Below are 12436 nucleotides of genomic sequence, written 5' to 3'. Positions count from 1 at the left end.
ATTACGGTTTAGCCGTTTCTATTTTTACTCCAATGTCTTCAATTCCCGGAAGGTTGTCGTTTCTCATCGCCTGAGTAAGACCGATTTCATATTTTCCTTTTGCGGGAAATTTATAATTCAGTTTATATTGAAACAAAGTTTCCTTTGTATCTCCGAATCCTGTTCCGAGCCATTCTCCGTTAGGTTTTGCCAATACATAATTCAATGTATCGGTCTGTTTTTTCTTACTTTGAAGGTCGGTGAAATTCACAATAAACCTTATATTGCTGTAAGGATAATTGTTATTATTTCTTACAACAAATATAATATTTTTCGGATTTTGAGGATCTGAAATTTCAAGATTAAATTTTTGTTCACTTTTCTTATTCCATTTGTTATCAACGGAATTCATAAAAACTTCTCCTTCGGAGGAAGAATTACAGCTAAAGAAAAGAATAAGAGTAAATAATCCTAAAATTTTACGCATTGTTATCTTTTTTTGGAGGAAACTTCTTTTTAAATTTCTTTTTATTCGGGTTGGTTTTTTTCTCGGTTTCAGCACCAGAAGAAGCATCTACTTTTTCCAACTGAGGTTTAGGCTGTTGAGGCTTTTGCGGTCTCGGTTGGTTGTTATTAGAATTGGCTTTTGGATTTTGTTGCTGTTTTTCCAGTCTTTGAGGCTTTTCAACAGATTTTTCATTTCTTTCAGGACGTTCCTGTCTCTCAGGTCGGTTATTGTTTTTCTTCTGACCCTGCTGATTCTGGCTGTTCTGATTGTTGTTATTCGGTCTGTTTTGGTTTTTATTTCTGTTGCCTCTGTTTTTCTTTTCGAAACGGTCTACGTTATTCTCCTGAATCAGATCAATACTTGCAAAAGGCGTTTCCGGCTGTTTCAGCTCTTCCAATGGAAGTGTTTTTTCTCCGCGTTTGTTTTTGGAGATCAGTTTTTTAACCAAATCGATATCGAAATCGTACCACGCAATTGAATTTTCTACATAAGCAAACCACATTTTCTTTTTGAAAACGTCGATTTTAATGCAGAAAGCTCTTCCTTTCTCGGTATCCAGAGTGGTGGAAGAAGACGGAAAATTGCTTAAAGCATCCAGATAACTGTCTAATTCATAATTAAGGCAGCATTTAAGTTTACCACACTGTCCGGCAAGTTTCTGAGGGTTAATGCTCAATTGCTGATATCTTGCCACGTTGGTATTTACAGATCTGAAATCCGTTAACCAAGTCGAACAGCAAAGTTCTCTTCCACAAGATCCGATTCCGCCTACTTTTGCGGCTTCCTGTCTGAAACCGATCTGTTTCATATCGATTTTTGTACGGAAAGCTCCGGCGTATTCTTTAATCAACTGTCTGAAATCTACACGGTTATCTGCCGTATAATAAAATGTGACTTTAGAGGCGTCTCCCTGATATTCCACATCGGTGATCTTCATTTCAAGACCTAATCTGTGTGCTATTTTTCGGGCGTCTATTTTTACGCTGTCCTCTTTTTTTCTTGCTTCCTGCCAAACTTCAAGATCTTTCTGATTGGCCTGTCTGTATATTTTTAGTGCCGATTCTTCAGAGCATTTTTTCTTTTTCATCTGAATCTTTACCAATTCTCCGGTGAGACTTACCACACCTACATCGTGTCCGGGACTCGATTCTACTGTTACTACACTACCTATATGTAAAGGGATATTGTTTACGTTTTTATAAAACGATTTTCTGTCATTTTTAAATCTAACTTCTACAAAATCACATCGGTTCGGTGCGGGATTGTTGATGTTAGAAAGCCAGTCAAAAACACTTAATTTATAACTATTACCACAGGTATTTACATTTTCACAGCCATTCGCGGTCTTCTTGGGTCCGCAAGAATGTGCAGAATCGCCGGATGTTTTACATCCACAACTCATATATAATATATTTAATTTGCAAATTTATGATTTTTATCTTTATGAGGTCTAAAATAATCAAATTATCGGGAATAGCTTTGTTTAAAACTAAACAAAATCGCATCCGGATGATATAATTTTGATTAAATGTTTAACTATGATGTATTTACAAAAGAGTTTACTTAAAGTGCTATTTTAAACATAGTTTTCTTTTGCATTGATGTTTAAAATTTTATGATTTATTAACAGATGTATCTAAAATAATTTTATATTTGGATTATATAATAATAGTCTATGAAAAAAATATTGATATCAACAGCTTTATTGGCAGGTGTATTATCTTACGCAGGAGGCTTCAGGGTTTCTCTGCAAGGGGTGAAACAATTGGCAATGGCGCATACCAGTGCACATGCTGAAGATGCGAGTGTTACGTTCTTTAACCCTGCGGGAATGTCTTTCATTCCTTCAAAACTTAGTGTTGCTGCGGGCGGATTCGGGATAAGTTCTAAAGTAACCTATCAGAATCTTACTACTTTGGAATCTTATTCTACGGATAATCCTATGGGAACTCCTATTTATGCTGCGGTAGCTTACAAAGTGTTAGATAATCTTTCTTTAGGTTTTAATTTTTCAACGCCTTACGGAAGTACGGTAGAATGGCCGGATAACTGGGCTGGAAAAGAAATTGTAGAGAATATAGAACTGAAGGCATTTTATTTTCAGCCGATGGTTTCTGTGAAATTATCACCTTGGGTCTCTTTCGGAGCGAGCTATATCTATGCTAAAGGAAGTGTAGACTGGACGAAAGCAGTTACTCAATTAGGAGGAAATTTAAATCTAAAAGATGATAAGGCTTCAGGACACGGTTTTGGTTTAGGTTTCTATTTCAGACCTGAAGAAAAACTGGACGTAAGTATTGCTTACAGATCTCCGGTTTATATGAATGCGGACAAAGGAAAAGCTACATTTAATATTTCTCAGGCATTATATTCTTCAGTAAGATTAGACGCTAACGGACAGGATAACTTTAAGGCTGTTCTTCCTTTGGTGGATGAATATACAATAGGGGTTACCTATAAAATAACACCGAAATGGCAGGTGTCCGGAGATTTCAACTACTACGGATGGGAGAAGTATAATAAACTTACATTAGATTTTGAAAACGCATTGGCAGGAAATCAGGCTGATGATCCTACAAAAAATGTAACACCTAAAAACTTCCACAATTCTAAAGCTTTCAGAATTGGAACGCAATATATGATTACAGATAAAGTTGCAGGAAGATTAGGATATTATCATGATGAATCACCTTATGACGACGCACACTTCAGTCCGGAAACACCATCTTTTGATGCTAATGTAATTACCGGAGGGATTGGATTTAAACTAAATAAATTAGGAGTAGACCTTTCAGGAGCTTACAACTTCCAGAAGTCAAGAAATATAAACAATGCATTTTATAACCTTTATGGGCAGGCTAAAGCACAAGCATTTTACTTTGGTTTAGGTTTGTCTTATAACGCATTTTAATTTTTAATCAAGAATTATGAAAAAAATATTAATTTCTACATTCGCTATTTCAGCGTTGTTGTTAAATGTAAGTTGTGATACAGACTTCGATACTGATGTAAAGGATGTGGTAGTAACTTCCGGAGAAGCCAATTTTTCCAAATACGTATCTTTAGGAAACTCTCTTACTTCGGGATATAGAGACGGAGCTCTTTATTTGGATGGACAAAACGAATCTTATCCTTCAATGATTGCAATGCAGATGAAGCTTGCAGGAGGGGGTGATTTTAAACAGCCTTTAATGCCAAATAACGTTGGTGGATTTAATAATCTTCCGGGATTTTCAGGTAAACTGGTTCTTAGTGTAGTAAATGGGTCACTTACACCGGTCCCATCTGCTCCTGCAGCGGCGTTAGATAACATTTCTTCAGGTGCACCTTATCAGAATTTAGGGATTCCGGGCGCAAAATCTTTTCATTTAGGCATCGCGAGCTATGGAACTCTTAATCCGTTTTATGCAAGATTTTCTACAGGGGTAAGTCCTGTGGCGGCGGCAGTAGCTCAAAATCCTACTTTCTTCTCTTTATGGATCGGAAATAACGATATTTTAAGCTATGCAACCAGTGGAGGAACAAATTCTACAACCACAGGCGGCGTTACAACATACACACCTGCTGTAGTTCAGACAGGAAATCTTAATCCTGCAACTTATGGATCTAATGATATTTCTGATCCAAATGTAGTTGCATCCAGTATCAATTCTTATGTAACTGCTCTTACGGCCAACGGTGCGAAAGGAGTTGTCGCAAATATTCCAAGCGTAACCGCTATTCCTTTCTTTACAACGGTTCCTTACAATCCGTTAACTCCAGCCGCTTTAGGTGCTAATCTTAATACACTTAACACAAGTTTGTACGGTCCGCTTAAACAGGCGCTTACAGCCTTTGGTGCAGGAGACAGGATCAATCTTTTATCTTCTACTGCCTCAAATCCTGTTTTGATCAGAGATGTTTCTTTAACAAATTTATCAGCACAGCTTACTGCGGCACTTACGCCGTCTTTAGGAGCGGCTACAGCTGCTGCTTTCGGACAGATTTACGGACAGGCGAGACAGGCAACCGCAGAAGATTATATCCTTCTTACGACCAGAGCGGTAATCGGATCTACTAATCCGAATGCTCCGGCTTCCATTAATGTATACGGTATTTCTTATCCATTAGAAAACCAGCACGTGCTTTCAAAAACTGAAGCAGCAAATGTCACAACAGCTATGACTGCCTATAATACTTCAATTAAGTCTATTGCAGATGCTAAAGGACTTGCATTTGTAGATGCAAATGCTAAAATGGTAGAGCTTAATTCTCAATCCGGAATTTTGTATGATGGGATAAGATACACTGCAAAATTCGTAACTGGGGGAGCTTTCTCTCTGGATGGTGTTCACCTTACAGGAAGAGGCTATGCAATTATTGCCAATGAATTTATTAAAGCGATCAATGCTAAATATAAATCTACCTTACCACAGGTAAATCCAAATAATTATTCCGGAGTAAAATTCCCATAATAATTGGATAAATAAAAACTTAGAAACCACAAGAGTAATTCTTGTGGTTTTTTTTTAAATTTGCAAAATCTTTAAAAAGTAAAAATGGCCGATCAGTTAAGTTATCTGTTTTCTACAAGGACGAGTAAGGACTTGGCAGAAAAAATTGCCCAAAATTATGGGAAAGAATTAGGAAAAATCAACTTTCAGACATTCAGCGACGGAGAATTCGAACCTGTTCTGGACGAATCCGTAAGAGGGGGAAGAGTTTTCCTGATTGGATCTACATTCCCGCCGGCAGACAATTTATTAGAGCTTCTTCTGATGATTGATGCTGCCAAAAGAGCTTCTGCTAAGAGCATTACCGTAGTGCTTCCATATTTCGGACTTGCAAGGCAGGACAGAAAAGACCAACCCAGAGCGCCAATCGGTGCTAAGTTGGTGGCAAACCTTTTAACGGCAGCAGGAGCTACAAGAATCATGACAATGGATCTCCACGCAGATCAGATTCAGGGATTCTTCGAAATTCCGGTAGATCATCTGTATGCTTCTACTATTTTCGTAGATTATATCAGAGATCTCAATCTGGAAAATCTTACGATTGCCTCTCCGGATATGGGAGGTGCAAAAAGAGCGAAAAACTATGCAGGTCACTTGGGTGCAGATGTAGTAATTGCTTATAAGGAAAGAAAAAAAGCAAACGTTGTAGAAGAAATGTTCCTTATCGGAGATGTGGACGGGAAGAATGTTATTCTTATTGATGATATGATCGATACCGCCGGAACACTTTGTAAAGCGGCAGACATCTTAATGGAGAAAGGGGCGAAATCTGTAAGAGCAATGGCAACGCACGGAGTGCTTTCAGGAAAGGCTTACGAAAATATTGAGAACTCAAAATTATTGGAAGTTATTGTAACTGACTCAATTCCTGTTAAAAATAATTTGTCATCTAAAATAAAAGTGCTATCTTGCGCCCCATTATTTGCGGACGTTATGAAGATGGTTCACGAGCATCAGTCAATTAGCAGTAAGTTTGTTATTTAACTGATATTTAGAGGTTTGCAAATTTAATTTGAAACAATTTTTTAAATTTTTATAAATGAAATCTATTACAATTCAAGGTGCAAAAAGAGAAAGCGTGGGCAAAAAGTCTACAAAAGCTTTACGTGATGCTGAATTAGTTCCTTGTGTTGTTTACGGAGGTGAAGCTCCTTTGAATTTCTCTGCTACTGAGAAATCTTTCAAAGGATTGGTATACACTCCTGAAGCACACACGGTATCTATTGAGGTTGATGGTCAAACAATTCCGGCTGTTCTTCAGGATATTCAGTTTCACCCGATTACAGACAAAATTCTTCACGCAGATTTCTATCAGTTATCTGATGATAAGCCAGTTATCATGGAAGTTCCTGTAAGAATCACTGGTCGTTCTAAAGGTGTTGTAGCTGGTGGTGTTCTTCGTCAGTCTTTCAGAAAATTGAAAGTAAAAGCAATCCCTGCAAACTTACCGGATGAGATCGTTGTAGACGTTACTCCGTTAAGAATTGGTAACAAACTTTATGTTGGAGGTATCAAAACTGAAGGATACTCTTTCATGCACCCGGACAACGCAGTTGTAGTAGCTGTTAAGATGTCTAGAAATGCAATGAAAGGAGGTGCAGCAGCAATGGATGATGAAGATGAAGAAGAAGTTGCAACTGAAGAAGGAGCAGCTCCTGAAGCTACAGAAGCAGCAGCAGAATAAGAATTTCTTATTTAAAAATATAAAACCTGTCAAATTTTGGCAGGTTTTTTTTATGACTAAAAGATAAATATGATGAGTTCAAATCTTGGTTAATCTTTTATTAGTGAAATGTCTTTGTAAAACTAAAAACATCAATTAATAAAAAATATAGAAATCAAAATTTATTTAAATCATTTTCATTGCTATCACTCGCTGAGTGAGGCGCCCTTGCGAACCAAAAATGTCTAATAAAATAAAAATTCTCAACGATCTTAGCGTTAAAAGCAAAAAAGAATATTTTACATCGAATTTTTCTATCAATCAACAACAATCAACTCTCAGCCACAATCCGAAAAAAAGCCGTAAATTTGAAAAGTTCTAAATAAGAACAGTTTAATTAAAAATTTAATAAATGTTTGACATTCAGGAAATCAGAAGTCAGTTTTCTATATTAGATCAGAAAGTGAACGGTAAACCATTGGTTTATCTGGATAATGCGGCAACCTCTCAAAAACCGGATTCCGTTTTGGAAGTCTGGAATAAATACTATACGGAAATTAACGCGAATGTACATCGTGGAATTCATACATTAAGCCAGTTGGCAACTGAAGAAATGGAACTTTCCAGAAGAAAAATCCAGAAATTCATCAATGCTGAACATGATTTTGAGGTAATTTTTACCAAAGGAACTACCGAAGGAATCAATTTGATCGCCTATATTTTAACCCAAAAATTAAAAAAAGACGATGAAATTATTATCTCTTATCTGGAACACCATTCCAATATTGTTCCGTGGCAGATGCTTTGTGAAAGAACCGGAGCGAAGCTGAGAGTCATTCCTATGGATGAAAACGGAATTCTTCAACTCGATCAGTTTGAAAAATTTTTAAATGAAAAAACAAAAGTTGTTTCTGTTAATCAGGTTTCCAATGCTTTAGGAATTATTAATCCGATTGAAGAAATTATTGCAAAAACAAGAAAGAATACCAATGCTTACATCGTTATCGATGGAGCTCAGTCTGCACCTCATTTTATCCTTGATGTTCAGAAGATGGACTGCGACTTTTTTGTGTTCTCGGGACACAAAATGTACGCTCCGATGGGAACTGGAATTCTGTACGGAAAACAGCAGATTCTTGAAGACTTACCGCCATTTCACGGAGGCGGAGAAATGATTGCCACCTGTTCTTTTGACGGAACCACTTACGCAGGTCTTCCTTTTAAATATGAAGCAGGAACACCAAATGTAGGTGGAAACATAGCTTTGGGAGCTGCCGTGGATTTTATTCTGAAAGTAGGGCAGGAAAATATTCAAAACCATGAAAATGCTTTGCTGGAATATGCGCAGAGACAGCTTCTGGAATTGGAAGGCATTAAAATTTATGGTGAAAAAGCCAACAGAACCGGCGTTGTTTCTTTCAATCTTGAAGGAGTCGGAATTGCTTCGGATGTAGGAATGATTCTGGATAAATTAGGAATTGCTGTAAGAACGGGGCATCACTGTACACAGCCAATTATGGATTTCTTCAATATTGCGGGAACCGTAAGAGCAAGTTTTGCGGTGTACAATACATTCAGTGAAATTGATGCTTTGATAGAAGGCGTAAAAAAAGCACAGAAAATGCTAAATTAAACTTAGATTTTTTTAAGATACAAAACGGTCAGAGAAATTTCTGACCGTTTTATTTTTGTATGGACTATTAATTCAATTCTGAATCGCACATTTCCATCGGAACCAGACATTTTGTAGAAAGACACGGATTTCCGCTCGGAATCTGAAGGCAGCACGCATGATAGCCGTTATATGTAATGTGGTACGTGTTTGCCGGACAGGTATGACCACCTAAAACCTGCTTTAAATTTTCTCTTTGGATTTTTTTTAGATTTTTCATAATGTTTTGTTTTATAGTATTTTGTAATAAGTCCCTAAGATATGAAAAATATTTAAAATGATATTTTTTAATTAATTTCAAAAAATAATTTCTTATAGTGTAACCTTTTCCGTTTTTAATTGTCTTACTAATAGAAACAAATAATTATGAAGCTTCTGTTTGGAAATAAAAAAGATGATTTGCTGAGCCGCCTCAAAAGGCAGGAACCGGCAGCGCAGAAAGTTTTTTATGATCAGAATGTAAAGAAATTTCTGAGCGTCAGCAGAAGTTACGTTACCGATTTGTATCAGGCAGAAGACTGCGTTATTAAAGCGTTTTGTAAAATTTTTAAAAGTATTGAAACTTTCAGAAATGATGGAAGCTTTGAAGGATGGGCGAGAAGAATTGTGGTGAACGAATGTCTGAATTTTATTAAAAGCCGCAAAACCGTTTTTTATCTGGACGACATCAACCAGTCTTATCTGGAAGAAATTTATGAAGAAGATGTCACTTTTGATTTCAATGCGCAGGAACTTCTGGATCAGCTTCCGGATGCTTACAGAATGGTTTTTAACCTCTATGTTCTCGAAGACTATTCGCATCAGGAAATTGCAGATACTTTGCAGATTTCAGTTGCGGTAAGCAAAACGCAATTATTTCGGGCAAAAGAAAAGATGAGAAAAATTTATTTCCAACAACAAAAAGCACTGAAAAATGAACACTACTAAAAATAATATAGAACATCATATCAAAAAGCAGATTTCTGAAAGAGAAATTGCTCCTTCGAGAAATTTATGGTCTGAAATTGAAGCCCAGTCAGAACGAAGAAACTCAAAAACAAAAATAAATTGGTATTTGGTGGCGGCTTGTCTGGTTTTAACATTCAGTTTGGGAGCAGTTCTGTTTTTTAATAAAGAAAATAAGGAAACTGAAAAATCTGAAATTGTTGCTGAGATTAAAAAGCCGGTTATTCAAAATAAAAAGCAGGAACCAACAGTACCATCTCCCGAAATTATAGAGCCGAAACAAACAGAATCTGTTGCTATAGAAAAGATTTCGAGTGAGAAAAAGAATGAAGCGGTAGAGTCGCAGATCATGATTGAGCAAAAACATATGCCTTTAACAAAAGAAAATGCTCCGGAAATTATCGGCACTATTTCTAAAATCGAGCCTGAAAAAATCATGGCAAAGTCAGATTCTGCAAAAACTCAGGGGAAAAGGAAAAGATATGTTGATCCTTCTACATTGCTGTTCTCGGTAGAGCATAAAGATGTTATCATGAAAACCAAAGAAAGCAACGTGGCAACCATTGATCTGAACGGAAAATAATACTTCAAATTTTAACAAATAAAAAATAATACTATGATTAAAAAAATGATCATGATGGGACTATTGTGCCTTTTATCAGGTACAGCCTATTCTCAGAAAAATCTTACCTTAAATCTTCAGTCTAAAGAAGATACAGAAGTAAGCCCGATAGTAAAAGAAAAAGTAGATGAATACGCCCGAAAAATTGATTCAATTATTCAGGAAGAAAAAAAACTGATGGAAGCAGAACTGCTGATTCTTCAGGCTAAGAATCTTGATAAAGCGGAATTCGACAAACAAAAGGCGCTTGTTGCCGACCGCTTTTCGGAAAAAATTGATCAGAGAATTGAAGAGCTCGGTTTTGATCTGGATTCTGTGATTCAAAAGCAGGTAAGATATTCTCTTCTGAATTCTGATGTAACTTCCAACGAAGAAATTAAAGAAAAACTTCTAAAGAAATTCCGTCCGACTAAGAACTTCACCGCCTATTTTTCTTACGGAGCCATGATTCTCACCAATAATAAAGCAGATAATGATCTGGATAAAAATTTAGGATACGCGGGAAATCTTGAATTTGGGCTGAAATTCAATTATCAGTTCAGCAGAACCAGTCATTGGGGATTAATTTCCGGGCTTGGATTTTCATGGAGAACCTTAAATATTGATAATAACCGTTTTTTTGCTAAAGACATGAATTCGGATATTTACCTTTCAGCGTATGATAAAAATTTAAGCAAAAGCAAATTGCGAACAGGCTATGTCATCGTTCCTTTAGGTTTGCAGTACAATTTTTCTAAACTGAAAAGTGCAGGAATGGATATCCAGTACAGAGATTATCAGAAAGGCTTTAAAGTAGGCGCAAATGTTTATGGAGGAGTAAGAATGTCGACAAACAACATTATTAAAGGCGAAGAAATCAGCCAGAGAGAAAGAGGGAGTTATCAGGTAAATCCTTTCATTTATGGAGCGCAGTTTACCGTTTCGTACAGCGATTTCAGCATTTTCGTGAAGAAAGATTTCGGTAATTTTTTCAAGGATAATCAATTTGAAAATGATAAAGCTCTGGTTATAGGTCTTGCTTACAAATGGTAAAAACACGTAACATTTATATATAACAGGAAACCGCAGGACAAATTTGTCATGCGGTTTTTTACAATATTTAACAATTTAATTCTTAGTTTATTTCAGGCTTCCCACCATATCTTCAGGTTTTACCCACTCGTCAAATTGTTCGGCGGTTAAAAGTCCCAGATTCACCGCTTCTTCTTTTAAGGTAGTTCCGTTTTTATGGGCGGTTTTGGCAATTTTTGCAGCATTTTCATAACCAATGTGCGTGTTCAAAGCCGTTACCAGCATCAGAGATTTATCAACCAGTTCTTTAATTCTTTCATAGTTCGGTTCAATTCCGACCGCACAGTGATCGTTAAAGGAAATACATGCATCGGCAATCAGTTGGGCGGACTGTAAAAAATTATAAGCCATTACAGGTTTGAAAACATTCAGTTCATAATTTCCCTGCGTTCCTGCAAAAGAAATAGTCGTGTCATTTCCTAAAACCTGAGCGCAAACCATCGTCATTGCTTCATTTTGCGTAGGATTCACTTTTCCCGGCATAATAGATGATCCCGGCTCATTTTCCGGAATATGAATTTCCCCGATCCCGGAACGAGGTCCGGAAGCTAATAATCGGATATCCTGAGCAATTTTAAATAAAGAAACCGAAAGTTGTTTTAAAGCTCCGTGAGATTCTACAATCGCATCATGAGCTGCCAAAGCTTCAAATTTGTTTTCTGCGGTTACAAAAGGAAGATTCGTAAATTTCGAAATATATTCTGCCACTTTTACATCATAACCTTGAGGGGTATTTAAGCCGGTTCCCACCGCAGTTCCGCCTAAAGCCAGCTCAGAAAGATGAGGTAAAGTATTTTTCAGTGCTTTTAAACCGTAATTCAGTTGGGCGACATACCCTGAGAATTCCTGACCTAAAGTTAAAGGCGTTGCGTCCATCAAATGTGTTCTTCCGATTTTTACAATATCTTTAAACGCTTCTGATTTTTCTTTTAAAGTATCTCTTAGTTTTTCGACAGCCGGAATAGTAGTTTCCACCACTTTTTTATAAGCCGCGATGTGCATCGCAGTTGGATAAGTATCGTTGGAAGATTGCGATTTATTCACATCGTCATTCGCATGAATCTCCGATTTTTCGCCTAAATTTCCACCGTTGTTAACGTGTGCTTTATTGGAGATTACCTCATTTACATTCATGTTGGACTGCGTTCCGGAACCGGTTTGCCAGATCACCAAAGGAAACTGATCGTTAAGTTTTCCTTCTAAAATTTCGTCACAGACTTTCACGATCATATCTCTCTTTTCTGCAGGAAGAACTCCTAAATCTGTATTGGTAAATGCCGCCGCTTTTTTAAGATAAGCAAAAGCTTCGATGATTTCATGAGGCATGGAACCTTCCGGACCAATCTTAAAATTATTTCTTGAACGTTCTGTTTGTGCTCCCCAAAATTTATCTGCAGGAACCTGCACTTCTCCCATGGTGTCTTTTTCTATTCTGTAATTCATGTGATTGAAATTTGTTTAGTTTTGATTTAACCCCAAAAGC

12 protein-coding genes are annotated in these 12436 nt (G+C 36.9%); 8 read left to right on the top strand and 4 right to left on the bottom strand.

Annotated features, from left to right (window positions below; translation table 11 throughout):
• Window position 1: 1 nt before the first annotated feature.
• On the bottom strand, window positions 2-466 hold the full coding sequence (locus tag H6W52_RS04195; RefSeq protein WP_116096617.1) for a gliding motility lipoprotein GldH: 465 nt from the start codon (window positions 464-466) through the stop codon (window positions 2-4).
• Window positions 459-1889: a stage 0 sporulation family protein gene (locus tag H6W52_RS04190; RefSeq protein ID WP_116096619.1), complete on the bottom strand. Its 1431-nt coding sequence runs from the start codon at window positions 1887-1889 to the stop codon at window positions 459-461. Before H6W52_RS04190 ends, H6W52_RS04195 begins: the two co-directional genes overlap by 8 nt.
• 273 nt (window positions 1890-2162) lie before the next feature.
• Between H6W52_RS04190 and H6W52_RS04185 the strand changes: the two genes are divergently transcribed.
• The 5 genes from H6W52_RS04185 to H6W52_RS04165 all read left to right on the top strand — a co-directional run bounded on the left by H6W52_RS04185 (window position 2163) and on the right by H6W52_RS04165 (window position 8276).
• Complete coding sequence (locus H6W52_RS04185) at window positions 2163-3398, top strand: OmpP1/FadL family transporter (protein WP_076393882.1); 1236 nt, start codon at window positions 2163-2165, stop codon at window positions 3396-3398.
• 16 nt (window positions 3399-3414) lie between these two features.
• Complete coding sequence (locus H6W52_RS04180; protein ID WP_116096621.1) at window positions 3415-4941, top strand: G-D-S-L family lipolytic protein; 1527 nt, start codon at window positions 3415-3417, stop codon at window positions 4939-4941.
• 84 nt (window positions 4942-5025) lie between these two features.
• On the top strand, window positions 5026-5964 hold the full coding sequence (locus H6W52_RS04175) for a ribose-phosphate pyrophosphokinase (protein WP_087711724.1): 939 nt from the start codon (window positions 5026-5028) through the stop codon (window positions 5962-5964).
• A gap of 55 nt (window positions 5965-6019) precedes the next feature.
• Complete coding sequence (locus tag H6W52_RS04170; protein ID WP_116096623.1) at window positions 6020-6664, top strand: 50S ribosomal protein L25/general stress protein Ctc; 645 nt, start codon at window positions 6020-6022, stop codon at window positions 6662-6664.
• Between the two features lie 391 nt (window positions 6665-7055).
• Window positions 7056-8276 (top strand): aminotransferase class V-fold PLP-dependent enzyme, encoded by a 1221-nt coding sequence (locus H6W52_RS04165; protein WP_116096625.1) that lies wholly within the window; start codon window positions 7056-7058, stop codon window positions 8274-8276.
• A gap of 67 nt (window positions 8277-8343) precedes the next feature.
• On the opposite strand, the gene H6W52_RS04160 is transcribed toward H6W52_RS04165, so the two are convergent.
• Window positions 8344-8535 (bottom strand): bacteriocin-like protein, encoded by a 192-nt coding sequence (locus H6W52_RS04160; RefSeq protein WP_076393872.1) that lies wholly within the window; start codon window positions 8533-8535, stop codon window positions 8344-8346.
• A gap of 146 nt (window positions 8536-8681) precedes the next feature.
• Between H6W52_RS04160 and H6W52_RS04155 the strand changes: the two genes are divergently transcribed.
• The 3 genes from H6W52_RS04155 to H6W52_RS04145 are packed head-to-tail and all read left to right on the top strand — an operon-like array spanning window position 8682 to window position 10914.
• Window positions 8682-9242, top strand: coding sequence for an RNA polymerase sigma factor (locus tag H6W52_RS04155; protein ID WP_116096627.1), 561 nt, complete (start codon window positions 8682-8684; stop codon window positions 9240-9242).
• Window positions 9229-9843 (top strand): hypothetical protein, encoded by a 615-nt coding sequence (locus H6W52_RS04150; RefSeq protein WP_116096629.1) that lies wholly within the window; start codon window positions 9229-9231, stop codon window positions 9841-9843. Before H6W52_RS04155 ends, H6W52_RS04150 begins: the two co-directional genes overlap by 14 nt.
• Before the next feature lie 33 nt (window positions 9844-9876).
• Entirely contained in the window at window positions 9877-10914 is a 1038-nt protein-coding gene (locus tag H6W52_RS04145) for an outer membrane beta-barrel protein (protein ID WP_116096631.1), read from the top strand.
• A gap of 87 nt (window positions 10915-11001) precedes the next feature.
• Here the strand turns inward: H6W52_RS04145 and fumC are convergent, their stop codons facing one another.
• Complete coding sequence (gene fumC, locus H6W52_RS04140) at window positions 11002-12396, bottom strand: class II fumarate hydratase (protein WP_116096633.1); 1395 nt, start codon at window positions 12394-12396, stop codon at window positions 11002-11004.
• Between the last annotated feature and the right edge of the window lie 40 nt (window positions 12397-12436).

This window comes from Chryseobacterium sp. C2(2020) (assembly GCF_014218915.1).
Taxonomy (GTDB): domain Bacteria; phylum Bacteroidota; class Bacteroidia; order Flavobacteriales; family Weeksellaceae; genus Chryseobacterium; species Chryseobacterium mucoviscidosis.
Note: the sequence above shows the minus strand (reverse complement) of the source record. Positions and strands in the feature narration are given on the sequence as shown.